The sequence below is a fragment of the Candidatus Avelusimicrobium caledoniensis genome (assembly GCF_902756455.1).
GTDB lineage: Bacteria > Elusimicrobiota > Elusimicrobia > Elusimicrobiales > Elusimicrobiaceae > Avelusimicrobium > Avelusimicrobium caledoniense.
This window is the reverse complement of the sequence record NZ_CACVRB010000008.1, coordinates 14,771-37,396: the sequence shown is the minus strand read 5'-3', so window position 1 is coordinate 37,396 and position 22,626 is coordinate 14,771. Positions and strand designations below refer to the sequence as shown.

Genomic DNA, 22,626 nt, shown 5'->3' with positions numbered 1-22,626 from the left:
CCAGCTCTTGTAGGTCGGACGTAAGTCCGACAATATATTACTTTGTTGAAAACGTCGGATTTACATCCGACCTACAAACATCCTATTTTCTCATCGGTACATAACAAAGCGACAATGCAAAAACAGTGTGGCTACAAGTAAGTGAAAGAGAGCTCCCAAAATGCCTGCCCCCGGCAAGGGGCTTGACATCGTTTTTTTTTTTGCTACATTTTATTTAATGATACAAAGGAGGTTGTATGAAAAACAAACAAGCATTTACGCTCATTGAGCTTTTAGTTGTTGTACTCATCATCGGTATACTCGCGGCGGTGGCTCTGCCGCAATATCAAAAAGCGGTGGATAAAGCGCGGTTCAGTGAAATACTACAAATCGCCCGTACGCTGAAACGGGCCGAAGATACCTACTTTCTGGCTAATGACACGTATACACGTAATTTAGATGAACTAGACATAGAATATCCCGCAGAATATGATGAACAATATAGCAACTATAAAGTAGGGGCAAATGTTAGATGTTCGGTAGACGAAGGGTTAGGCTATGTAGGTTGTCAATCACGTAAAATGTCTTATGCTGGGTGGAGCATTGGGCTAAAGTGGAAGATTACTTATTGCTATGGTGATGCGGCGCATCGCCACCTTTGTGAAGCAATGGGTGGAGAAAACGGGGTAGAATATAAGCCGGGAAGTTGGCGCTACACCATGCCGGTGCATTACTAATTTTTCCGTGCAACAAAATCCCCGGGTAACGCGTTTACCCGGGGATTATATTCGGAGTTGTTAATTATCCTTAGATAATTATTTCGCCTCTTGCACCGGAGCTTCTTCAGCGGTTTCTGCGGTGGGTTTTTTAAGTTCTTGCAAGCGGGCCGCTTTGCCGGACAGCTTGGTCAAGTAATTGAGTTTTGCGCGGCGTACTTTGCCGACTTTGAGTACCTCAATGCTGTCCACCCGGGGAGAGTGCACCGGGAAAATGCGTTCCACGCCTACACCAAACGAGATTTTGCGTACGGTAAACGTTTCGCCAATGCCGCTGCCTTTGCGGGCAATCACTACGCCGTCAAACGCTTGCAAGCGTTCGGTGTCGCCTTCTACTACTTTTACTTTTACGCGCACCGTGTCGCCGGCTTTGAAAGACGGTACATTGGTTTTGAGATTGTGTTTAATATCACTAATGTTCATAAATACTACTTCCTCCGAATTGTTTTTTTCTTCGCGGTTTTTGTTTGCTTTTGAGAGGCGGTACTAAGCAAATCAGGCCGCATTTTTTTTGTTAATTGTAAAGCTTGTTCGTGTTTCCACGCTTCTATTTCTTTGTGGTTACCGTTAAGTAACACCGCCGGTACCCGCTTGCCCCGCCAAACTTCCGGCCGGGTATATTGGGGGGCTTCCAACAGCCCGTCTTCAAACGATTCTTTCGTTGTTACGTCCTGCTTTTTAAAAGTACCTTTTTGGAGCCGCGTAATGGCGTCTATCATCGTGCAAGCGGCAAGTTCTCCGCCCGTCAAAATGAAATTGCCCAAAGATACTTCTAAGTCCACCTGCGGATAAATCCGCGCATCTATTCCTTCGTAATGCCCGCACACAAAAATCAGGTGGCGCTTTTTGGCTAACTTTTTGGCCAGATTTTGGTCAAAGGTTTGCCCGCGCGGGCTGGTTAAAATTACGAAAGAAGTTTTTTTACGTAACTTCTTAATGGCCTGATATAGCGGCTCGGCTTTCATCAACATCCCGGGCCCGCCGCCGTAAGGGCGATCGTCAATGGTTTGGTGTTTGTCCGTCGTAAACTGACGCGGACTTAACGTCCCCACTTTGATTATCCCCGCTTTGCGTGCCCGCCCCACAATGCTGTGGGAGAGCGTTTGGTCTACCATTTCTTCAAAAGCGGTGATAACGTCTATTTTCATTAGTCTTCCAACTTTAGGGTAACTTTTTTATCTTGTTTGGCTCCCGCGGCACTGAGTACCGTGCGGACGGCTTTAATAATGCAACCGTCTTTGCCAATGATTTTACCTTTATCAGCCGAGCCCACTTTCGTGGATAAGAAAACTCTGTCGTCTTCTATCTTTTCTTCCACAACTACCTCATCGGGTGCGGAAGAAAGTGATTTAAGTAACAACGTGGCAAGTTCTTTCATAACATGCCCCCGAGTTTATTTGGCGCTGGCTTTTTTAATCAAGTTCGCGACCGTTTCCGACGGTTTCGCACCGACTTTCATCCAATATTCCACACGGGGCATATTGAGTTTTACTTGTTCGGCGGCGTTCGGGTTGCACGGATGATATTGCCCCAACACTTCTTTGGCTTCTTTGCCGACCGCGGAAGATTTTTCAATCGCGACGACTCTGTATTGAGGTTGGGCTTTCTTGCCGACCCGTTGTAATCTAATTACTACTGCCATTGTATGACTCTCCTTATTACTTTTACTGGTGTAAAAGTGTAATGTTAAATGTACTAGAACGCCTGTCTGATTTGAGAAAGGGCTTGAACAGGGTCCTTTGCACTAAAAATTGCATTTCCGGCTACTAATGCGTCTGCGCCCGCCGCAATTACTTCACGTGCGGTTTGGGCGTTAATGCCGCCGTCTACTTCCAGCCAAATATTCTTTTGGCTTTCGTTAATGAGTTTACGCACTTGTTTGATGCGCTCGGGCGCGCCGGGCAAAAAAGCTTGCCCGCCAAAACCCGGGTATACGCTCATAACCAAAATCAAATCGGTGTACGCAAGCAAAGGTTGTAAAGCGGCGGTATCGGTATCGGGTTTGATAGATACCCCGGCTTTAATACCCAGCTCGTGAATTTGCTTGAGCATTTCACACGCATCTGTGTTGGCTTCTACGTGCACGGTCAGCAAATCGGCCCCCGCTTTAGCAAACGGCTCCAAGAAATTTTCCGGATGTTCTACCATCAGATGAACGTCCAACGGTAGCGTTGTTTTTCCCTTCAAAGAACGAACTACGGCCGGGCCGAAACTTAAATTCGGTACGAAATGGCCGTCCATAATATCCACATGCAACCAATCCGCCCCGGCTTTTTCTACGCGCGCAACTTCTTCACCCAGTTGCCACAAGTCGGCAGACAGGATAGAGGGCGCAATAGATATTTTACCATTTGCGGGGGGGATTTTGGAAGTCATTTTTATAAAATCTCCCGTTCCCGTACCAGTACGCCGTCGGTAAAGATGCGTAATGTGGCGGTGCCTGCGTAGGGAATTTCCAAGTCAATTTTAGAGCCGGGTTGTTTAGATTCGTTTAAAATTTCGTTCTCGCCTGTTTCGTCTTCCAATACGACACGCACGTGACTGGCGTTTTTGCCTTGCGGCATTTCGTAGTGCAAGTGATAGACTTTTTCGTCGTCTGTAATCGGGCGGCGGCTGACGGTAACTTCCAAGTTTGTACCGGGCGCAATTTGATTATCCGCGCCGGGACGTTGGTGGGCAATCGTGCCGTTTCTAAACATGGATTTGTCGTCTTCTTTGATAATCAAATTGACGTTTTGCGCGCTGGCCCAGAGCGTTGCATCTGATAGGTTTTTCCCTTTGAAATTGGGTACCAACACGACACTGGACGGCGGTTGCCCGTCTGAAATGACGAGAGAAACTTTATCGCCTTTTTGTACCATGCTGTCTGCCTTGGGGTTTTGCGCGACGATAAGCCCTTTTTCATACGTAAGCGAATAGGCATTTTCCACTTTGCCCACAACGAGCCCTGCCTGACGTACGGCCAATTGCGCGCTGCGTAAATCGTTACCGATGAGTGCGGGCACAAATACCATTTCGTTGCCTTGGCTGATCCACGCGCGGATTACGCGCCCTTCGCGCACGGTAGAGCCGGCCGACGGAATTTGACGCAGTACCGAACCGGGGGGCACGTTTTGGGCAAATTCTATACCCGCTTGCTTGAGTGCTAAATTTTGCGCGGCCAGTAAACCCAATGCTTCGGATACCGGTTTTTTATTTAAGTCCGGCACGGTTACTTCTTTGCGCGTGTGCACAAGTGCACCGACGACCCAATCGGACGCTACAAAAATCAGCGCAGCAAAAAATGCTACGATAACGCCGGCAATTACCCATTTGGTAAGCCGACGTGATTTTTTCGGTTTACTGTTCAAAAAATCGTCAAAATCTTGTTCTTTTTTCGGCATATTATTTTTCTATAAAAACGGTGCTGCCCGTTTGTACGGCACGTCCGTTGGCAAAGGATTCACCCGGCATCGGTTTTTTGCCGGCGGGTTGTACTTCACTAAGCCACAACGCTCCTTCCTTACATTTTACTAAAATTCCGCGGTTTCTCTCAACCGCAAGCACCGTTCCGGGCGCTTGCGCGCTGTCTTGCGCGGCAAAGTCGGTTTTGATCAGTTGCAACCACTCGGTTTGGCCCTTATGTAAAAAAGGAATTTTGGGCTTAGGGCCGCACGCAAGCCCGCGCACGCGGTTGTGTAGTTCTTGTGCCGTTAAATCGGCCGGGCGCAAAAACGCGTCCTCTTTTTGCAACATCGGCGCGAGCGTGGGAGTACCCTGTTGCGGCGCGCGCACGATGTTATTTTGTTCTAACTGCAAAATAGTTTCTTGCAAAGCATCCAGCCCCAGTACGGTTAATTTTTCAAATAAAGTTTTGGCGTTATCTTGCGGGTCAATGTCTAATTTTTTTTGTAAAAATAACGGCCCGTCGTCCATGCCTTCGTTAATCCAAAAGGTGGAAACACCCGTTTGCGAATATCCTTGAATTAACGCCTGTTGTACCGGGGCCGCTCCGCGCAAGTGCGGCAAGAGCGAAAAATGCACGTTGATAAGTCCCAGTTTGGGTAGTGCTATAAAATTCGGGCGGAAAATTTTTCCGTACGCTACTACAATTCCTACATCAAATTTAATTGGCGAAATTTCGTCAAAACTATCTTTTAATTTTTCGGGTGATAAGACGGGAAGTCCTAATTCTTGTGCGCGTTTTTTGACGGGGCAAGCGGAAATTTCCATGCCGCGCCCGCGCGGTTTATCGGCTTGCGTGACAACGAGTTTAAGGTTGGTAAGTTCGTGCGTGCGTTCCAAAAACGGAACGGCAATTTCGGGCGTACCAAAAAAAATAGTGTTAAGTTTATCCATAACACTATTTTAGCAAAATGAGCGTTCGGGCGTTATCTTCCGCCGCCACCGCCTCCCCCGTGGCCGCCGCCGGAGTGTCCACCGCCGTGGCTTCCGCCGCCACCGCCACTTCTTACGCAGCTGGATAACCCGCTTGAGATAAACCGCATCCCGCCCGCGGTAGCCGTGCATTTATCTAGCGTGGCCTGGGAAAGCACCGTTTCAAATTTGCTCATCCATTTATTTTCCAACCCAAAAGCAAAAGCAAACGGTAAAAATGCGCAGAATATTTTTTCGGGCTCTAACGGAGAAGATGCCAAAATGCGGTTGATTTCGGCGGTTTTCATATATTTCTTAAACCCGTAAATGTGGGCAAACAAATGTTTACCTTGTTCGGTTACGTTGCGAATAAGCGGTACGTAAAAAGACAGCCCCCACATCCCCAGTAAATAGGCCATACAGCAAACAAGGGCGGCGGGGTGTCCTGCTTGCAAACAAAACGTGCCCCAGAACATAGAGTAAAATCCCGTGATTAACAGCCCGAGGAAAATTTTAATCATAAACCGGGAATGAATAATACACCCTAAACTAAAGAACACCGCAAAGTGTAAATTGATAAACAAAAGCGGTAGGGCTATTTTCCCGATGCATAAAAACGGCACGATACCCAGTAGTGCTACCAAAAAGACAGCTTTACCGATATAAGATGTGTTGCCGATCACATATTCTTTGGCATTTTGTTTGAACAGTTTATCCATTTCTTTGCGGATCGGTTCCCATTTGCGCGCTGTGGTAGGCCCCAATGCAAATTTATCGCAGCTGCCCGGAAATAAGCGGTTGATTAAAAGTGTTTCTTCCGCAGACAAGTTTTTGGTATCGCGGTCTTTTAAGAGGATAGTTGCTTTGTCTATCGCAAAAAAAGATTTGTTTTCCTGAATTTCTATATTCCCTTTCATGGCTAAACTCAGTAGTGCACAGGCCATAGCGGTTGTGTCTAACGATTGCTCACACAAATAGTGCATAAACGCGGGGGAAATGCCTTGCGGCGGCTCATATTGGACAACGGATAAATAGGCCGGGTCTATCCCTACCGCCGTCCACGTAATCACAAAATAGACAAACAGCCCGGCGAGCAACAGGAGCGAAAAAACAGACACCGGGGAAATAAATAACCGTAATGATTGGAAAGGCGACGGTTTTTGTATCACGCCTTTATCAAACGGGATAGCCACCGTCATCCCTTCGCGCGCAGATAACGGGCGGGTGGTTTCATAGGTAAGGGGGGCGGTTTGTACGGTAAAGTTTTGCTTACTGCCCTCAAACCCGGTGTAAAGCGAAATACCGCTATTTTGCACGTGTACTTGCGGCGGGAACGAAATATGAACGTGGGCTTTATCTATGGGAAAGCTCCACCCGTTGCCGGTTACGTTCCAATAAATTTCGTCGTAATCTTTATAAAAATCAATCGCGCCCGTAAAAGTATATGTAAATGTATAGGTATGTTGTCCGCGCTCAATATAATTGTCATCCCCAAAATTAACGCGTTGGACGTTACCTTTAAATTCGGTAAAGAACGGGTGCGGTTTGCCGTCTAGTTTTAAAGATAAAGGCGTAACCGATTCGGAAAGTGAAAACGGGATATCGCGGTAAATGCCGCGGCGGATTTGCTGGTGTTTTACGTTTAGTGTAATGTTTTCCACCACGGTAATAGTGCCGTCTGTATTGACGGTAATGTCCGAATCAAACATATAAATTTTTTCCGGGTCGTTTGTGGGGTTGTTGTACGTTTGCGCGCCGGACACAAGCCCTAACGCGGAAAGGAAAAATACAGCCAGTAACAGGGAATAAAATTTTTTCATAGAAAAATTATAGCACACTTGCCGGGATAATATATGTTTTTTGATTGTGCTGAAAATAAAGCTTGACATTGTTTTTTTTTTTGATTTAATTTGGTTATACATAAATCAAACAGAGGAGTTTTTTATGGAAAAGAAAAGTGTATTAAAAAGTTGTTGTAGGTCAGGGGCCACCCTGACGTCAAATAAGGAATGTGCCTTTGTTGTATGTCAGGTTTCACCTGACCTACATAAACGACATTGCGGTTTTACGCTTATTGAACTACTTGTCGTTGTTCTCATCATCGGCATATTAGCGGCGGTGGCGTTGCCGCAGTACCAAACGGCGGTGGATAAAGCCCGTATCGCACCGTATATAACACTACTCAAGAGTATTAAAAATGCACAGGAAATTTATTATTTAGCCAATGGTGAATATGCCAGAAAATTTGAGGATTTAGATGTAGACATAACCCACGTTTGTGCTACCGCACTTTCCGGAGGAAATATGTTGTTTAATTGTAAAGAGAAATTATATATCAATAATCAGTATTTAGGTGCGGTAACCGGTTTAACGGAAGTGACATATTGCCCGACAATGACGGAAGCTGTAACAGCGGCTAATTATACGACATGTGCTCAAGAAAAACGGGTCGTCTCCATTTATATGTATGGCGATTTTCACAGTAGTCATCCCGGAGAAATAGCATGTAACGGTGTCGGTGCTCGCGGACAACGGCTCTGCAAATTGATACAAGAATAATTCAAATCCCGACGCGATACCAAGCAGTTGGATTTGCCCTACGTAGTTTTAGGGAGGGATTTGCCCTACGTCAAATTGCTGACGCAATTTGCGTCCGGGCCCGCCCTCGCGGTTTTTGCCTTGCGCACTTTCAGGCGCAAACAAAAACATCGCTCCGGCTAGGGTTGGCAAGGTGCTCTTTTTGCCTTTGCGCCGCTGAACTTTTTAGGGTAGCGCGTAGTTTGTTTTGCGCGTGCCTAGTGAACTAGGTGCGCGCAAAAAAAGAAGTGATAACCAAAAAGGACGCGGCCCGCAGGGTTTAGCCGTTTTTGCTATCCGGCGTTGTTAAAAAAGCTTGTCTATGATTACATAGACTTCACTTTTTTGCCTAGCCGTTCTACGCAAAAACGGCTAAACGCAATAGAGCAAACAGAACACCTTGCCAACCCAAAATCCCGACGCGATACCAAGCAGTTGGATTTGCCCTACGTAACTTTAGGGAGGGATTTGCCTTCCGGTAAAATTCCTAACGGAATTTTCCTGCAGGCCGGGCTCGCGGTACTCGCCTTTGCCTAGCGGCAAAACTCGTACATCGCTGCGCCTTTCAAATCCCTACGCCACGCAAAGCAGTTTGCGTGGCTCCCTCCGTTAAATTTTAAGGGCCCCCGTAGTGGGAGCCCTTAAAATTCAACGGAGAGGGAGGGATTTGAACCCTCGAAACCTTGCGGTTTACAGGTTTTCGAGACCTGCTGTTTCAACCACTCACACACCTCTCCAATTATATTTGCGCCGAGTGGCTGGCCCAAATATCTGTGTTTATTATACCAAATTTTCGTCTTGGTTTTGTAGCCCGCTACCAATTCATCGTATACGGTTGCACCGTGGCGTCCTCTTGCCCTGCCACACGGGTGGCTCCGAATAGTTTTACGCAATAATCGCCCTCGTTTTGCTCAAACACTACTCCCAGTCTGCGTCGTTCCGTGCAAAATAACTGCAAAGCGTTATCCGCGTTTACATTGTTGATCCAAAACCCGGCCCCTTTGTATTTTCCAGTCAGTCTTCCTATCATCAATACGCCTCTTCCGGTTTCGGAACTGACATACAATTGCAAAGACCATTCCCCGTTAGAACGTGTATCATGAATCATATCATAATTTACCGCTTTTTCCGTACCGGTCCACCCCGCAGGTATATCTACATCCAACTCATCAAAACTTTTGGGAGCTTCTCCGTTAGCCATATAATAAGTTGCCGTCGCCTGTCCGACCGATTTTAACAAAGTAAGTGCTTGGGTGGCTTTACTTTTTTCTACCGCTTTCTGATATTGCGGCAACGCGACCGCCGCCAAAATACCGATGATGAGTACAACGACCAAGAGTTCTATGAGCGTAAATGCTTGTTTGTTTTTCATGTTGTTGCTCCTTTTTGTTTTTTGTGTCCCTTTATTATCGTTTTTTTTTTTGATTTGTCAAGCCCCATTGGCTAATTCCCTATTTGCTATAATACCTATATATACTTCTGAGGGGGAAAATCATGGCAGAAAATTGTTCACACGATTGCGCCAACTGCAGCGCAAATTGTTCCAGTCGTTCTAATGAGATACCTAAATTCAAACCACATTTACTCAGCCGCATTAAACACGTGATCGGCGTTGTCAGCGGCAAAGGCGGCGTGGGAAAATCGTTCGTTACCGGGTTGCTTGCTTGCGAAATGACGCGCCGCGGTTTTTCGTGCGGTATTTTGGACGGGGATATCACAGGCCCGTCTATCCCTAAAATGTTTGGCTTGCACGAACGCGCCCAAGGCGACCAAGACGGTATCTATCCTGTGGCTAGCGCAAACGGCGTACAAATTATGTCCTTAAACCTTTTGTTGGAAAACGAAACCGACCCGGTTATCTGGCGCGGCGCGCTTATCACGGGCACGGTACAGCAATTTTGGACGGACGTGATTTGGAAAGATATTGACTACCTATTTATAGATATGCCGCCCGGCACGGGGGACGTGACGCTCACCGTTTTCCAATCATTACCCATAGACGGTATTATTATGGTATCTTCGCCGCAAGAGTTGGTCCAGCTTATCGTTGGTAAAGCCGTCAAGATGGCGCAGAAAATGAACGTGCCGATTTTGGGTCTGGTAGAAAATATGAGCTACTTAACATGCCCCGACTGCGGCAAAGAATTGGAAATTTTCGGTCCGTCCAAAGTAGAAAAAGCCGCTAAAGAATTTGGTTTGCCCGTAGCGGTGCGCTTGCCGTTAAACCCGGCAGTAGCCAAAGCCGTTGATGACGGGCAGATTGAAACTGTACGCCAAGAAAATATCAATCCGCTAGCAGATAAACTCATGCAACTCAAGTAATTTGCGGTAATTAAATGATACAATAGATATAGAGGAGAATTATGGCTACAACATTAAGTAAACTAGCAACTTTGATTGGGGATTCCCCAACCTTAAAAATTAACGCCGCCGCGCGTGCGCTAAAAGCCGCCGGCGAGCCCGTGATTCACTTAGGCGGCGGCGAGCCGACCTATCCGGCCCCGCAAGCCGCGGTGGATGCGATTATTGCGCAAGCCCATACGCGCAAAATTAAATATTCCCCGTCTTCCGGTACGCCGGCGATGAAAAAAGCCGTTATCGGATATACGCAAAAAATGTACGGTTGGACCGTGGAGCCCACGCAAGTGCTTATCAGTGCGGGGGCCAAACAAGCGTTATTTAACTTTTTACTTGCCGCAGTAACCGAAGGTGACGAAGTTATTTTTGCCGCGCCCTATTGGGTAAGCTATCCGGAAATGATTAAAATGGCCGGCGGTACGCCCGTGTGCGTGCGCCCGACGCAAGGTTTGCAAGTAACCGCCCAACAAATTTTGGACGCGGTAACGCCCAAAACAAAAGCCATTTTGCTTAACAGCCCGTGCAACCCTTCGGGTCAAATTTATAGCGAAGAATTTATCAAAACGATGGTGGAATTTGCCGAGAAGAACGACATTTTCCTCGTTATGGACGATATTTACCACCAACTCGTTTTTGACGGTAATAAAACCCCTAATCCGTGCAAATATGCCAAAGAAGGTAACAATATGGTTATCATCAACGGCGTGTCTAAATTGTATGGTTTAACGGGTTTACGTATCGGCTGGGCCGTAGCGAAACGCAAAGATTTAATTGCCGCTATGGGCCGTATGCAAGCGCAAAGCACGTCGTGCAACAGCGATTTATCTGAAACTGCCGCGTGCGCCGCGTTAAACGGCGACCAAGGTTGCATCGCCGATATGTGCCGCGTGTTGGAAGACAACCGCAATACCCTTTTGGAAGAAGTAAATAAAATCCCGAACGTCAAAGTCCAAAAGCCGATGGCTACTTTCTACTCGTTTGTAGACTTTAGCTATTACAACAAATCTTCGGCCGAGTTGGCTGAATTTTTGCTCAAAAAGGCGTTAGTAGCCGTAGTGCCCGGCGTGGCCTTTGGTGCGGACGGTTATTTACGTATTAGCTTCTGTGCGGACAAGGCCTCCATTATTGAAGGCGTACGCCGCATTCGCTGGGCGTTAGACAAAACACAACCCAACGAATTAAAAGCAGGGGATAAAATTCTAAAGAGAGATTAAAGATGAAAACAATCAAAGCAACACCGGACTTTTTTAAGCCCGACTTCGGCTTGGAGCATGCGAATATCAGCACCACGAAAAATGTGTACTGGAACTATTCTACTCCGGCCTTGTACGAAGAAGCGTTAGCACGCGAAGAGGGGAACGTCGTTTACGGCGGGCCTTTGTGCGTAAGCACCGGTAAACACACGGGACGCAGCCCCAACGACCGCTATTTCGTGGAAACCCCGGAAATTGAAGGCAAACTCTTTTATTGCAAAAGCAATAAAGGAATCAAAGCCGAATATTTTGACAAGATTTTTGCCAAGGTACAAAAATACGTCGCCGACAAAGACCTCTTTGTGCGTGATGCGTATGTGGGGTCCAGCGAGGCCTCGCGTTTGAAAGTACGTGCTATTACCGAGTGCGCGTGGACGAACCTGTTTGTCAAAAATATGTTCATTGAGCCCAAACAGGAAGAACTCAAATCGTTCGTGCCGGAGTTCACGCTTATCTGCTTGCCTAAAATGCATGTGGATCCGGCCACCGACGGTACCGTGTCCGAAACGGCTATCTTAATCAACTTTGCTAAAAAGTTGGTCCTCGTCATCGGTAGTGAGTACGGCGGAGAAAATAAAAAAGCGTTATTTACGATTATGAACTTCCTCTTGCCGCAAAAGGGCATCATGACGATGCACTGCTCGGCCAACGTTGGCAGCAAAAACGATAGTGCCATTTTCTTCGGCCTTTCCGGCACGGGTAAAACCACCTTATCGGCTGATATTACCCGCGGCCTCATCGGCGACGATGAACACGGTTGGGACGACGAGGGCGTGTTTAACTTTGAAGGCGGCTGCTACGCTAAAGTAATTCACCTGAGCCAAGAAGCCGAGCCGCAAATTTATTCCACCACGCATCGCTTTGGTACGGTGTTGGAAAACGTCGTGTTTGATCCGCAAACGGGCAAACTTAATTTGGACGACGATACCTTAACCGAAAATACCCGCGCGTGTTATCCGCTTAATTTTATTGATAACGCCGTGGAAAGCAAACGCGCTACCCACCCCAAAAACATCATTTTCTTAACGTGTGATGCGTTTGGCGTGATGCCGCCCATTTCTAAACTTAGCCCGGATCAGGCACTTTACCACTTTATCAGCGGTTACACCGCCAAAGTGGCCGGTACGGAAAAAGGTGTCAAAGAACCGACCAGCACGTTCTCTACGTGTTTCGGCGGGCCGTTTATGGCTCTTCACCCGTCCGTGTACGCAGAACTCTTGAAAAAGAAAATCAAAGAGCATAACGTAGATTGCTGGCTCGTCAACACGGGCTGGATCGGCGGGCCGTACGGCGTGGGCAAGCGTATCAGCATTAAATATACGCGTGCTTTGTTAAATGCCGCGTTGGAAGGGAAACTGGCGAAAGTAGATTTCAGTACGGACCCGGTTTTCGGTTTCCAAATTCCGACCTCGTGCGAAGGCGTACCTTCGGAAATTTTGAACCCCATTAACTTGTGGGCCGATAAAAAAGACTATATGGCTAAATATGAAGCGTTAGCCAAGTCGTTTATTGAGAACTTCAAAAAGTACGAAGACGGTTGCACCAAAGAAGTGTTAGCCGCCGCCCCGAAAGTGAAATAGCGGCGTAGGTTGTTTTTAAAAAGGGGGCCTATGTACAACAGGCCCCCATATATACTAGAATAAAGAAAAATTAAACTAATAGGAGATTTAACTATGGCAAAAGCAAATGCAAAATTTATGGCACCTTTAACCCCCAGCGCTGAGTTGGCGGCGGTAGTAGGCAGTGCGGCTCTTCCGCGCACCGAAGTCGTCAAAAAGATGTGGGACTACATCAAAAAGAACGGTCTTCAAGATAAAACCAACAAACGCATGATCAATTCCGATGCGAAATTGGCGCCGATTTTTGAAGGCAAAAAACAGATCAGCATGTTTGACATGAGCAAGTACTTATCCAAACACTTGTCTAAATAATATAACAGCTTTGTTATATTACGATTAACGCACGAAACCTAAAACGTTAGTTTTAGGTTTCGTTGCTTTACGCCGATACAATTTTCCACATTGAGTCCAAAATTAATACGAGTACATTTTTTCCGGGGCGCTGCCGAAAGAATTTGTAGCGCCGGTTTCTTGTTTGCAAATTTGATTTTGTAAAGTGAGATCAGCATGAGTTCCGCAAACTTTAACTTGAGACCCCAAATGAATGCGATACCACATCGTTATTTTAGAGTTTACACATTGGCAATAGCTAGTGTCTAGACGACAGTAGCCCCAAGGAAAAGATTTGTAGGTTGTTGAAGTCGGGTGGGGAGTTCCGCCTATATCTATGGCCAGTTCGTCAAAGTCGGTGGAGTAAGTATTATTGGCTAAATAATATGCTTCTTCTGCATCAGCGATTGTTTTTGTCATATTTTTCAAAGCGGCATACCTGCTTTTAATTACTGCTTTTTGATATTGCGGCAAGGCCACCGCCGCGAGTATGCCGATGATAAGAACGACGACTAAGAGTTCTATTAACGTGAATGCTTGTTTGCTTTTCATAAAATCTCCTTTGTTGTTTTTGCTGACTCTTTATTATCGTTTTTTTTTTTGATTTGTCAAGACCCTCGCCGGGCCGGGCAGAGCGGTCTTAGACCGCCGTTTGCTTTTGATGTTATCTTTTGCAAGGGGGGACTTCGTGTTATTCTGTAACCCCCTTTTCGCTTTTCTGGTGTCAGAAAAGCGGAAAAGGAATTTGTTGCACTGCAAAGCGACAATGCAAAAAGAGTGTGGCTCTAATTAAGTGGAAGTTGACTCCCAAAATGCCTGCCCCCGGCAAGGGGGGGTTGACATCGTTTTTTTTTTTGCTACATTTTTTATATAAGTCTATTTTCACAAGGAGTGACACGTATGAAAAAACAAAGTGGTTTGTCGGGGATTTTAAATGCAAAAGCGTTTACGTTAATAGAATTATTAGTTGTTGTTCTCATCATTGGTATTTTAGCGGCGGTGGCGTTGCCGCAATATCAAAAGGCGGTGTGGAAAGCGCGTTATGTGCAGGCCAAAGTTGTTGCAAAAAATATTGTTGCGGCTCAAGAGGTTTATTATATGGCAAACGGAGAATATAGTAAATCATTAGAAGATTTGGATGTTGAACTGCCTTCCGCCAGTTATACTAACAATGGTTATGTCGCTCATTTTTCTTGGGGATGGTGCGGGTTGGATATTTTGCCCAATGATAATAGATATGATATCCAATGTACTCTGCAAAAAAATGGACATGATTTTTTAAGATATGTTCTTGCGTTTGAGCGTAATACAATTTATTATGTCAAAAAATCACAGTGTGTGGCGCACAGCGCAAACCCCAATGATTTAAATTATCAAATATGTATGAGCGAAACAGGAAAAAAGACAGGTTTTAGTTGGGGGACTAACACAACCGCTTTTGAGTATTAGTTTGTAAAAACCCCCGCCTGTTTGGCGGGGGGAGAATAAAAGAGTGGAACACGAAGTCCCGGTGAACAAAAGAGCGCGTATATAACTTGCTAGGTTTTAGGCCTTCTGCCCGCCCCGGCGAGGGGCTACTTCTTTAAGATATTTTCAGACGGTTTAAACCGTACTTTTTGTTTCGCGGGAACTTGTACTTTTTCGCGCGTTTTGGGGTTGTGGCGCGTAACGGGGCGTGCAGTTTTTAACTGAAACGACCCAAAGTTGCTGATGACTACTTTGCCGTCGCGTTTTAAACCGTGTTTAATAATTTCAAATACGCCGTCCACCGCTGTTTTGGCGAGTTTTTTATCAATTACTTTTCGGGTTAAGTGCCGAATCACATCGTCTTTATTCATACTGTTTTCCTTTTTTAGGGATAAAACGGCCCGTCGGGCAATACCCTACGGGTCTATATTATTTGTTTCCCCGGTTGACAAAACCCATTGCGTGCAACAGCACATGCGGTTTTTTGCCTTGGCAGACAATTTGCCAAATGGCGTCAATAATCGGAGTGTTTAAATGATTTTTACGGGCGATATCGTACACGCTTTGGACGGAGTTTACACCCTCGGCAATCGTGCCGACGGCTTGTTTGGCTTGGTCAAGTGTCATGCCCGCACCTAATTTTTCGCCCAAGCGGCGGTTGCGCGAAATAGCGGACATACCCGTCAAAATCGCATCGCCAAATCCGGCTAAACTATATACGGTGCCGGCCTCGCCGCCTTGGCTGACTAAAATGTCGTTCATTTCTTGAAGCGCCTGCGTGATAAGCGCGGCTTTAGCGTTGGCTCCGTCGCCAATACCGTCAATAACACCGCACCCGATAGCCAGCACATTTTTAATGCCGCCGCCATATTCCACGCCGCGGCGGTCTTGGGCAGGGACGACGATAATCGGGTCGCCGCTCATCACTTGCGCTACTTCTTGCACGAGTTTTTCGTTCGCTCCGGCAAGCATAATTTTGGTCGGTACGTTTTGGGCTACTTCCAACGCAAAGCTCGGGCCCGAGAACGCGAGTACGCTGTCTTTAAGTTGTGGCAATTCTTCTTCAATAATTTCGCAAATGGTTTTGAACGATTTATCTTCAATACCTTTGGAGGCACTGACGACCGGAACAACACGGCCGTTTAAAAGCGGTTTTAATTGTTCGCGGCAGAACAAGCGTATGGCTTTAGACGAGATAACAAAAATAATTAAATCGGTATTTTCCACCGCGTCGGCCACATTGCCAGTTAGACGGATGTTGTCGTGTATTTTAAAGTTGGGGATATTGGGGTGGCGGCCCATGGTTTTAAGCGCATTGAGTAGCGTTTCGTTATATTCCCACAATGAAACCGCATACCCTTTTTTGGCTAAATGCTGGGCGATAACACTGCCCCAAATGCCCGCCCCAAAGACGGTGATTTTACGGATATTCATGTTATTTTCTCTTTTTCGCGCCGTCTTCAAATTTAAGTTCTTTTTGGGCGAGTAGCCGTTTGATATTCGGCACGTGTTTGTAAATAACAAGCGCGCCGATAGCTGTTACCATTAAATTAACAGACATGGGGTGATTGCCGATAAAATAACTGCACAGCGGCAGTACGATGCACGCGCAAATTGATCCGATAGAAATACGACCCCACAACGCTACACAAATCACAAACGACGCAAACGCAATTGCCGTAGGGATAGGGAGCAAGGCGGCAAACACTCCGGCGGAAGTGGCCACGCCTTTTCCGCCGCGGAATTTTAAATAAATCGTCCACATATGGCCCAAAATGGCAATCACGCCGCACGCGATAGCTACCCAATAGTACTCCGGGCAGTAGTGGCGGGCTAAACACACGGGGATAAAGCCCTTACAAGCGTCAATTAAAAACGTGCTGATGCCGGCCCACTTGCCGACGATGCGGTATACATTGGCCGCGCCCGGGTTGCCCGAGCCGTGCTGGCGGATATCAATTTTCATCACGTGTTTGGCGATGAGATATCCGGTGGGGATAGAACCTAATAAATAACTAAACAAAACGAGCAGGGTTATCGTAATCATCATATAACTTATTATATTATATTTGTTGCCTTGGCAACAGCTTTCCCCAAAAAATATAGTGGTTTTTTTGAACTTTTTTATATACACTTATTATATGAAGAGAGTCCTGTTAGGTTTATTGTTGGGCTTGCTAAGCGTACCGGGTTTTGCACAGGAAGAAGAAATACCGCCGGTGCGCGAGGATGCTTTTTTGGCCCAAAAAGAAATTTCCGTTTGGCGTACGGATAAAGTAAGCGCGGGCCGTGCGTCGGTGTATGCGTGTCAGGCCGTGCGCGTGCATGCCCAATGGTTGCTTACAGCGGCGCATTGTGTGTATGCGGCTTGCCAAGGCCAATCGGGTGTATTACCCTGCACGGTGGAAGTAACACTGGCCGAAGCCGAACTTCGTCAGCGCGCGCGTGTGTTAAATACGACGGCTTCCAAAAATGTTTTTGTGTATGGTGGGTTTTCGTTCGGGCAAAACCGGATTAGCAGTTTGGACGTAGCGCTGATCCGTTTGGACCCGCAAAACACCACTTACGCCTACGAAAAATGGAACGAAGAGGGCCAGCATTGGGAAGAAATTTCCAAAAAACAATTTGACACGCAACTTTTTCACAGCCCGGAAACAAAAGCCCAGTTATCGGCATTTAGTCCGCGGCTGGTAAGTGCGGCCAATTTGGCTACGTCGCGTTTGTTGCCGCAAGTTGTCGTACCGCGTATTACAAACGGCGAAGTGTCTTATTTAATTTCTCCCTCGCAAGATGTGTTTTTTGTGCAAGAATTGCAACACTTTATTTCGCCCGGGTTTGGGGTGCGGCAAGGCAATTCCGGCGGCGGTGTGTTTACGGCGGCGGGAGATTTAGTCGGGCTCGTATCGTCGTTAGTTTACTCGCGTGACGGTAGTGCGGCTTTCCAAAATGATGAGGGGAAAACGGTGCTGACCTTAAAAGACGCGCGCGATTACTTCTTATTTACCGGGTTTAACGGCGCAACGCTTAATTTTATCCGCAATCACGTGCCGAATTTGCGTGTCATCGGGGCGGAAAACGGGTTTGTGGAGCCGACGGATAAACCGTTTGCGGATATTGTTAAAGCCATCAATCAAAGTTCACTTTCATTATAAAAAGAAAAAAAACATACCCCCGGATACTCGCCGTACAGGCAACCGGGGGTTATTTTTTTTGTGTGTTTAAAATGTGCGCGGCCAGTTGTACGGGGTTAAAATCTTCCGGGCGGGATAATGTCAGACGCGTGGCATTTGTGTAACGGTTGAACCACGTGCGTTGTCGTTTGGCATATTGGCGCGTGAGCGTGCAAATGCGTTCTAGGGCGGCGTTGCGCGAAAGGTTGCCTTGCAAAAATTCTACCACTTGCGGGTATCCCAAACTTTTCAAGGCGGGTGCGTCCGGTGAAAACCCCGCGGTCAGTAGCGCGCGCGTTTCTTCGCACATGCCCTTAAACATTTGCTCCGTGCGCGTTTGTATGCGGCGGCGGAGGGCGTCTTTATCCCAAGCCAAATAGACAAAATGAACTTGTTTTTCATCGGGCAATTTGAAAAATTGGCCGCTTTTTAACGTGCTGGCCGGACGGCCCGTAAGTAAATAGAGTTCCAACGCGCGCATGGTGCGTTGCACATTTCCGACGGGAATTTGCGTCGCGCTAACAGGGTCTTTTTCCTGCAAATGTGCGTGCAACCCTTCTTTACCTTCTTGTTGTAAAATTTTTTCTACCGCGGCGCGCGAGTCCGTTGTGCTAGGGGGGAGTTCGTCCATGCCCACAAAATATGCGTGCAAATACATCCCCGTTCCGCCTGCAAAAATGAGCGGAGTATCTTTATTGGCGGCGGCAATTTCCCGCGCGCGCTTGCAAAAAGATCCGGCGTTAAACGTATCCGTAACATCTAAAAAATCTACTAAGTAATACGCTATGCCGTCCACGCGGTACACACCGTTTTCCCACGTGCCTTGCGGTTTGGCGGTGCCGATAGTGAGGTGTTTATATACTTGCCGCGAATCAGCGGAGATAATCACACCGCCCGTCTGCCGGGCGAGTTCCAACGCCAGTTCCGTCTTTCCCGAGGCCGTCGGCCCGCAAATAACAATGGGTTTCATGGATATATTGTAACTTTTTTCCCCCTTGCCGGGGGCAGGCATGAGGCCTAAAACCTCTGTATGCGTATGGCGCGAAGTTTTTGCAATATGGAATTTCATTGACGGTGCTTTTGTTTCCCTCGCCCCTTACGGCGAGCACCCCGGCAAGGGGGGTTTCTGTATATATTTTTCTCTCGCTCGTCATCCCGCAGAGTTTCTATGCGGGATATAGCGAGAGAAAAAAATAAAACTTGACATCGTTTTTTTTTTGCTACATTTTATGTAATGATAACAATTACCAAAGGAGGTTTTTTATGGAAAAGAAAAGTTGTTTTGTCGTTGTAGGTCAGGCTATGCCTGACATCAAACAAGGAAAGATGTTTCTGCCGAAACATTGTCAGGTAAAACCTGACCTACATAATGGATTCACGCTCATTGAATTACTTGTCGTTGTGTTAATCATCGGTATCTTGGCGGCGGTGGCTCTGCCGCAATATCAAAAAGCGGTGGAAAAAGCACGTGCTACGCAAGCCATTACGCTGGTGCGTTCTATCGCGCAAGCGGCTGAGGCATATTATATGGCCAACGGAACATACGCTACGGATATTAGTGAGTTGGATATTGATTTGACAAACGCACAACGGAGTGAATTTTTATGTCCAACTTCGGTCGCATGTACCAACGCCCAATGGGGTATTTCGTTATACACTGCAACAAATGGGCTAAAGGGGGTACTTATGTTGCGTTCATCCGGGAAATACAAAGGTGCCGGGTTTATTATATTTCAAAATACGGCCAATTATACAACGGTGCAAAAAAATACGCTTTATTGTTACGAGCGGGCTGACGGCTCCAATTATTCTGCGTTAAATAAAGGTGATTATTGTAAAAAATTATTTAAAGGAATTTGGAAAAGCGAATATCAATCTAATGCTCATTTGTTTTCTTTGCCTTAAATCAAACACCCCGGATTATAAACCCGGGGTGTGTTTTCACTGTTGCCTTAAACTTATTTTCCTTTTTTATGTTTAATCGGTTTGCCGTAGTAGGCCTTGATAAACAAGTCCTTGATTTCGCTAATTAACGGATAGCGCGGGTTGGCTCCCGTGCACTGGTCGTCAAACGCCAATTCGGAAAGTTTATCCACGTTTTCCAAAAAGTCTTTTTCCGCAATACCATATTCTTTAAGCGAGTGTGGAATATTGAGTTTATTTTTTAAGTCCTCCACCATATCAATTAACTTCTGAATTTTGGCATCGGTGTTGTTACCCATTTTGTGCTCGGGCAATAAGTAGTCAATAATTTTAGCATAACGGCCCTTCACAAACGGGTAGCGGTATTGCGGATATAAACCCTGTTTGGTGGGTTTGTCCGTAGCGTTAAATTCAATTACGTACGATAAGAGCATCGCGTTGGCTAGTCCGTGCGGCACGTGATACATGGCCCCTAACTTATGTGCCATGGAGTGACATAACCCCAAAAATGCGTTAGCAAATGCCATGCCGGCTACCGTTCCGGCGTAGTGCATTTTTTCACGTGCGGCAATGTCTTTCGCGCCTAAATTATACGAGCGTTCCAAGTACTTAAACACAAGCCGCATGGCCTCTAACGCTTGCCCTTCGGTAAAGTTGGTTGAGAAAATAGACGTGTACGCTTCAATGGCATGTGTGAGCACATCTAAGCCCGAATAAGCCGTCAGGGTTTTAGGCATACCGAGTACAAATTCCGGATCAATAATTGCCATATCCGGCGTTAAAGCATAATCGGTAATGGCGTATTTAGTGCCGGTTTTTTCGTCAGTAATAACGGTAAACGGTGTTACTTCCGAGCCCGTTCCCGACGTGGTGGGGATCGCCACCATGGTTGCTTTTTTACCTAGCGGCGGTGCGGCATAAATACGTTTGCGGATATCCATAAAGCGCATGGCAATATCTTCAAAGCTTGTATCCGGGTTTTCGTACATCAGCCACACCATTTTTGCTTCGTCCATGGCAGACCCGCCGCCTAGGGCAATAATCAAATCGGGTTGCCACGTTTTGGCAATTTCTAACGCCTTGGTTACGTTGGAAATATCGGGGTCGGGCAGCACATCGGAAAATACGCGGAACTTAATATTTAAGTTTTTTAACACGTCGGCAACCAGGCGCACATGGCCCAGTTGTTCCATAGTTTTATCGGTGATGATATACGCGCGTTGTTTATCTTTTAATTCTTCCATCGCTTGGGATAAAGCACCGCGTTTAAAATAAATTTTAGACGGCACTTTGTACCAATACATATTTTCGCGGCGTTCGGCCACGGATTTGATATTCATAAGATGTTTGACTCCGATATTTTCACTGACCGAGTTGCCGCCCCACGAGCCGCAACCTAAGGTCAAAGAAGGGGCGAGCTTGAAGTTATACACATCTCCGATCGCTCCTTGGGAAGACGGAATATTGATTAGCGTGCGGGCGGTGGGCATGTCCGAAAACGCCTCAATACGGTCTTCGTTGGTTTCATCCGTATACAACACAGACGTATGACCCGCACCGCCGTACAAAATTAAATCACGCGCGATGTTCATGGCGTGTTCAAAATCGGCGGCCCGGTAAAAAGCCAAGACGGGGGAAAGTTTTTCGCGGGCGAAAACTTCTTTATCGTTTACTTCGCTGGCCTCGGCTATTAAAATTTTGGTGTGCGGCGGAACTTTAATGCCCGCCATTTGCGCAATATGCGTAGCACTTTTCCCGACGATAGCGGGGTTGAGTTGATTGTCTTGCACGATTGTGCGGGCTAATTTTTGACGGTCCTTGCCCGTTACAAAATGACATCCGCGCAGCATAAATTCGTCTTTCACTTTTTTATAAACGGCGTCTTCCACCACGACGGCTTGCTCGCTGGCGCAAATCATACCGTTGTCAAAAGTTTTACTCATAATAATAGAGCTGACGGCCATTTTGATATCGGCCGTTGCGTCAATGACGGCGGGCGTGTTTCCCGCGCCTACGCCGATAGCCGGTTTGCCGGACGAGTACGCCGCGTGTACCATGCCCGGTCCGCCGGTCGCCAAAATAATGTTTATATCTTTATGTTGCATTAAGGCCGTAGAAAGTACCATGGTCGGATGCTCTATCCAACCGATAATATCCTTGGGAGCACCCGCTTCCACCGCCGCTTCCAATACAATGCGGGCGGCCTCTATGGTGCATTTGGCCGCGCGCGGGTGGGGGGAAAAAATAATACCGTTGCGCGTTTTGAGTGCCAACAGACTTTTGAAAATAGCCGTAGAGGTGGGATTTGTAGTCGGAATCACACCGGCAATTACGCCGATCGGTTCGGCTACTTGCCGGTAACCGAAAGCGTCATCATCTGATAAAATGCCACACGTTTTAGTATCTTTGTATTGGTTGTAAATATATTCGGAAGCAAATTGGTTTTTAATTACTTTATCTTCCATTACACCCATACCGGTTTCTTCCACGGCCATTTTAGCCAGCGGAATGCGGTTTTGGGCCGCGGCAATCGCGGCGGCACGAAAAATTTTGTCTACTTGCTCTTGCGAATAAGTAGCGTATTTGCGTTGGGCACGCCGTACGCGCGCGACCATTTTGTCCAAAGCGGCCAGTTCTGCCACAGTAGCTGTTTTTTTATCCCCCATAGTTTTCTCCTCATTGGTTGCAACGGATACACAGGTTATTCATATTGTAGCTTTTGGATTGTAAATCTGTCAAAATGAAAATAAGGCCCAGAATTGTCTGGGTCTTTTGGACGGGGGGAAGTGGGCCTTTCGTCTCTTTTTAATGCAGGCAT

The 22,626-nt window shown here is 46.7% G+C and carries 24 protein-coding genes and 1 tRNA gene; 9 read left to right on the top strand and 16 right to left on the bottom strand.

The features are described 5' to 3' along the window. Positions 1-236: 236 nt before the first annotated feature. Positions 237-716: a type IV pilin protein gene (locus ACQY2W_RS02960; RefSeq protein ID WP_428049213.1), complete on the top strand. Its 480-nt coding sequence runs from the start codon at positions 237-239 to the stop codon at positions 714-716. Between the two features lie 78 nt (positions 717-794). On the opposite strand, the gene rplS is transcribed toward ACQY2W_RS02960, so the two are convergent. Genes rplS through ACQY2W_RS02920 form a run of 8 tightly spaced genes read right to left on the bottom strand, consistent with a single transcriptional unit; the run spans position 795 to position 6,931 of the window. Next, a complete protein-coding gene (rplS, locus tag ACQY2W_RS02955) occupies positions 795-1,178 on the bottom strand; it encodes a 50S ribosomal protein L19 (protein WP_428049211.1) in 384 nt (127 codons plus the stop codon). Positions 1,179-1,183: 5 nt separating this feature from the next. Then, a complete protein-coding gene (gene trmD, locus ACQY2W_RS02950; protein ID WP_428049209.1) occupies positions 1,184-1,903 on the bottom strand; it encodes a tRNA (guanosine(37)-N1)-methyltransferase TrmD in 720 nt (239 codons plus the stop codon). Beyond that, on the bottom strand, positions 1,903-2,133 hold the full coding sequence (locus tag ACQY2W_RS02945) for a KH domain-containing protein (protein ID WP_428049207.1): 231 nt from the start codon (positions 2,131-2,133) through the stop codon (positions 1,903-1,905). The genes trmD and ACQY2W_RS02945 overlap by 1 nt, the downstream gene beginning before the upstream one ends. A 15-nt stretch (positions 2,134-2,148) precedes the next feature. Next, positions 2,149-2,397, bottom strand: coding sequence for a 30S ribosomal protein S16 (gene rpsP / locus ACQY2W_RS02940; RefSeq protein WP_428049205.1), 249 nt, complete (start codon positions 2,395-2,397; stop codon positions 2,149-2,151). 53 nt (positions 2,398-2,450) lie between these two features. After that, on the bottom strand, positions 2,451-3,131 hold the full coding sequence (rpe, locus tag ACQY2W_RS02935) for a ribulose-phosphate 3-epimerase (RefSeq protein ID WP_428049203.1): 681 nt from the start codon (positions 3,129-3,131) through the stop codon (positions 2,451-2,453). Between the two features lie 2 nt (positions 3,132-3,133). Beyond that, positions 3,134-4,138 (bottom strand): PASTA domain-containing protein, encoded by a 1,005-nt coding sequence (locus ACQY2W_RS02930; protein WP_428049201.1) that lies wholly within the window; start codon positions 4,136-4,138, stop codon positions 3,134-3,136. Position 4,139: 1 nt separating this feature from the next. Then, positions 4,140-5,093 carry a methionyl-tRNA formyltransferase gene (gene fmt / locus ACQY2W_RS02925; RefSeq protein ID WP_428049199.1) on the bottom strand — a complete coding sequence of 318 codons (954 nt, stop codon included), beginning with the start codon at positions 5,091-5,093 and terminating at the stop codon, positions 4,140-4,142. Between the two features lie 32 nt (positions 5,094-5,125). Further along, a complete protein-coding gene (locus ACQY2W_RS02920) occupies positions 5,126-6,931 on the bottom strand; it encodes a DUF2207 domain-containing protein (protein ID WP_428049197.1) in 1,806 nt (601 codons plus the stop codon). Between the two features lie 124 nt (positions 6,932-7,055). Between ACQY2W_RS02920 and ACQY2W_RS02915 the strand changes: the two genes are divergently transcribed. Further along, positions 7,056-7,670, top strand: a complete 615-nt coding sequence (locus ACQY2W_RS02915; RefSeq protein ID WP_428049195.1) for a type IV pilin protein — start codon at positions 7,056-7,058, stop codon at positions 7,668-7,670. A 670-nt stretch (positions 7,671-8,340) separates the two neighbouring features. Here ACQY2W_RS02915 and ACQY2W_RS02910 read toward each other — a convergent pair. Further along, a tRNA-Ser gene (locus ACQY2W_RS02910) sits at positions 8,341-8,425 on the bottom strand. 77 nt (positions 8,426-8,502) lie between these two features. Next, positions 8,503-9,060, bottom strand: a complete 558-nt coding sequence (locus tag ACQY2W_RS02905) for a type IV pilin protein (RefSeq protein WP_428049193.1) — start codon at positions 9,058-9,060, stop codon at positions 8,503-8,505. A gap of 122 nt (positions 9,061-9,182) precedes the next feature. Between ACQY2W_RS02905 and ACQY2W_RS02900 the strand changes: the two genes are divergently transcribed. The 4 genes from ACQY2W_RS02900 (at position 9,183) to ACQY2W_RS02885 (ending at position 13,230) form a co-directional block, all read left to right on the top strand. Next, positions 9,183-10,010: a P-loop NTPase gene (locus ACQY2W_RS02900; RefSeq protein WP_428049191.1), complete on the top strand. Its 828-nt coding sequence runs from the start codon at positions 9,183-9,185 to the stop codon at positions 10,008-10,010. Between the two features lie 41 nt (positions 10,011-10,051). After that, positions 10,052-11,260: a pyridoxal phosphate-dependent aminotransferase gene (locus ACQY2W_RS02895; protein ID WP_428049189.1), complete on the top strand. Its 1,209-nt coding sequence runs from the start codon at positions 10,052-10,054 to the stop codon at positions 11,258-11,260. Between the two features lie 2 nt (positions 11,261-11,262). Then, entirely contained in the window at positions 11,263-12,879 is a 1,617-nt protein-coding gene (gene pckA / locus ACQY2W_RS02890) for a phosphoenolpyruvate carboxykinase (ATP) (protein ID WP_428049187.1), read from the top strand. A gap of 93 nt (positions 12,880-12,972) precedes the next feature. Continuing rightward, on the top strand, positions 12,973-13,230 hold the full coding sequence (locus ACQY2W_RS02885; RefSeq protein WP_428049185.1) for an SWIB/MDM2 domain-containing protein: 258 nt from the start codon (positions 12,973-12,975) through the stop codon (positions 13,228-13,230). Between the two features lie 102 nt (positions 13,231-13,332). Here ACQY2W_RS02885 and ACQY2W_RS02880 read toward each other — a convergent pair whose 3' ends face one another. Further along, a complete protein-coding gene (locus ACQY2W_RS02880; protein ID WP_428049183.1) occupies positions 13,333-13,800 on the bottom strand; it encodes a type IV pilin protein in 468 nt (155 codons plus the stop codon). 348 nt (positions 13,801-14,148) lie between these two features. On the opposite strand from ACQY2W_RS02880, the gene ACQY2W_RS02875 reads away from it, so the two are divergent. Beyond that, entirely contained in the window at positions 14,149-14,697 is a 549-nt protein-coding gene (locus ACQY2W_RS02875; protein WP_428049181.1) for a type IV pilin protein, read from the top strand. 125 nt (positions 14,698-14,822) lie between these two features. Here the strand turns inward: ACQY2W_RS02875 and ACQY2W_RS02870 are convergent, their stop codons facing one another. From ACQY2W_RS02870 to plsY, 3 genes are read right to left on the bottom strand one after another with little or no spacing between them, the layout of a single operon-like run. Beyond that, positions 14,823-15,086 (bottom strand): HU family DNA-binding protein, encoded by a 264-nt coding sequence (locus tag ACQY2W_RS02870; protein ID WP_428049179.1) that lies wholly within the window; start codon positions 15,084-15,086, stop codon positions 14,823-14,825. Between the two features lie 58 nt (positions 15,087-15,144). After that, positions 15,145-16,149: an NAD(P)H-dependent glycerol-3-phosphate dehydrogenase gene (locus tag ACQY2W_RS02865; RefSeq protein ID WP_428049177.1), complete on the bottom strand. Its 1,005-nt coding sequence runs from the start codon at positions 16,147-16,149 to the stop codon at positions 15,145-15,147. A gap of 1 nt (position 16,150) precedes the next feature. Beyond that, positions 16,151-16,765: a glycerol-3-phosphate 1-O-acyltransferase PlsY gene (gene plsY, locus ACQY2W_RS02860; protein ID WP_428049175.1), complete on the bottom strand. Its 615-nt coding sequence runs from the start codon at positions 16,763-16,765 to the stop codon at positions 16,151-16,153. A gap of 91 nt (positions 16,766-16,856) precedes the next feature. Here plsY and ACQY2W_RS02855 point away from each other — a divergent pair, with 91 nt between their 5' ends. After that, entirely contained in the window at positions 16,857-17,867 is a 1,011-nt protein-coding gene (locus ACQY2W_RS02855) for a trypsin-like serine protease (protein ID WP_428049173.1), read from the top strand. A 49-nt stretch (positions 17,868-17,916) separates the two neighbouring features. Here ACQY2W_RS02855 and miaA read toward each other — a convergent pair whose 3' ends face one another. Beyond that, positions 17,917-18,855 carry a tRNA (adenosine(37)-N6)-dimethylallyltransferase MiaA gene (gene miaA, locus ACQY2W_RS02850; RefSeq protein WP_428049171.1) on the bottom strand — a complete coding sequence of 313 codons (939 nt, stop codon included), beginning with the start codon at positions 18,853-18,855 and terminating at the stop codon, positions 17,917-17,919. A 293-nt stretch (positions 18,856-19,148) separates the two neighbouring features. Between miaA and ACQY2W_RS02845 the strand changes: the two genes are divergently transcribed. Beyond that, positions 19,149-19,790, top strand: coding sequence for a type IV pilin protein (locus ACQY2W_RS02845; RefSeq protein ID WP_428049169.1), 642 nt, complete (start codon positions 19,149-19,151; stop codon positions 19,788-19,790). A 53-nt stretch (positions 19,791-19,843) separates the two neighbouring features. On the opposite strand, the gene adhE is transcribed toward ACQY2W_RS02845, so the two are convergent. Beyond that, the gene (gene adhE / locus ACQY2W_RS02840; protein ID WP_428049167.1) at positions 19,844-22,474 is read right to left on the bottom strand and encodes a bifunctional acetaldehyde-CoA/alcohol dehydrogenase; all 2,631 of its coding nucleotides are present in this window, start codon (positions 22,472-22,474) and stop codon (positions 19,844-19,846) included. Positions 22,475-22,626 lie beyond the last annotated feature (152 nt).

Coding starts and splice junctions, on each gene's coding strand:
- ACQY2W_RS02960 (WP_428049213.1), top strand. CDS start 237: ATGAAAAACAAACAAGCATTTACGCTCATTGAGCTTTTAGTTGTTGTA.
- rplS (WP_428049211.1), bottom strand. CDS start 1,178: ATGAACATTAGTGATATTAAACACAATCTCAAAACCAATGTACCGTCT.
- trmD (WP_428049209.1), bottom strand. CDS start 1,903: ATGAAAATAGACGTTATCACCGCTTTTGAAGAAATGGTAGACCAAACG.
- ACQY2W_RS02945 (WP_428049207.1), bottom strand. CDS start 2,133: ATGAAAGAACTTGCCACGTTGTTACTTAAATCACTTTCTTCCGCACCC.
- rpsP (WP_428049205.1), bottom strand. CDS start 2,397: ATGGCAGTAGTAATTAGATTACAACGGGTCGGCAAGAAAGCCCAACCT.
- rpe (WP_428049203.1), bottom strand. CDS start 3,131: ATGACTTCCAAAATCCCCCCCGCAAATGGTAAAATATCTATTGCGCCC.
- ACQY2W_RS02930 (WP_428049201.1), bottom strand. CDS start 4,138: ATGCCGAAAAAAGAACAAGATTTTGACGATTTTTTGAACAGTAAACCG.
- fmt (WP_428049199.1), bottom strand. CDS start 5,093: ATGGATAAACTTAACACTATTTTTTTTGGTACGCCCGAAATTGCCGTT.
- ACQY2W_RS02920 (WP_428049197.1), bottom strand. CDS start 6,931: ATGAAAAAATTTTATTCCCTGTTACTGGCTGTATTTTTCCTTTCCGCG.
- ACQY2W_RS02915 (WP_428049195.1), top strand. CDS start 7,056: ATGGAAAAGAAAAGTGTATTAAAAAGTTGTTGTAGGTCAGGGGCCACC.
- ACQY2W_RS02905 (WP_428049193.1), bottom strand. CDS start 9,060: ATGAAAAACAAACAAGCATTTACGCTCATAGAACTCTTGGTCGTTGTA.
- ACQY2W_RS02900 (WP_428049191.1), top strand. CDS start 9,183: ATGGCAGAAAATTGTTCACACGATTGCGCCAACTGCAGCGCAAATTGT.
- ACQY2W_RS02895 (WP_428049189.1), top strand. CDS start 10,052: ATGGCTACAACATTAAGTAAACTAGCAACTTTGATTGGGGATTCCCCA.
- pckA (WP_428049187.1), top strand. CDS start 11,263: ATGAAAACAATCAAAGCAACACCGGACTTTTTTAAGCCCGACTTCGGC.
- ACQY2W_RS02885 (WP_428049185.1), top strand. CDS start 12,973: ATGGCAAAAGCAAATGCAAAATTTATGGCACCTTTAACCCCCAGCGCT.
- ACQY2W_RS02880 (WP_428049183.1), bottom strand. CDS start 13,800: ATGAAAAGCAAACAAGCATTCACGTTAATAGAACTCTTAGTCGTCGTT.
- ACQY2W_RS02875 (WP_428049181.1), top strand. CDS start 14,149: ATGAAAAAACAAAGTGGTTTGTCGGGGATTTTAAATGCAAAAGCGTTT.
- ACQY2W_RS02870 (WP_428049179.1), bottom strand. CDS start 15,086: ATGAATAAAGACGATGTGATTCGGCACTTAACCCGAAAAGTAATTGAT.
- ACQY2W_RS02865 (WP_428049177.1), bottom strand. CDS start 16,149: ATGAATATCCGTAAAATCACCGTCTTTGGGGCGGGCATTTGGGGCAGT.
- plsY (WP_428049175.1), bottom strand. CDS start 16,765: ATGATGATTACGATAACCCTGCTCGTTTTGTTTAGTTATTTATTAGGT.
- ACQY2W_RS02855 (WP_428049173.1), top strand. CDS start 16,857: ATGAAGAGAGTCCTGTTAGGTTTATTGTTGGGCTTGCTAAGCGTACCG.
- miaA (WP_428049171.1), bottom strand. CDS start 18,855: ATGAAACCCATTGTTATTTGCGGGCCGACGGCCTCGGGAAAGACGGAA.
- ACQY2W_RS02845 (WP_428049169.1), top strand. CDS start 19,149: ATGGAAAAGAAAAGTTGTTTTGTCGTTGTAGGTCAGGCTATGCCTGAC.
- adhE (WP_428049167.1), bottom strand. CDS start 22,474: ATGGGGGATAAAAAAACAGCTACTGTGGCAGAACTGGCCGCTTTGGAC.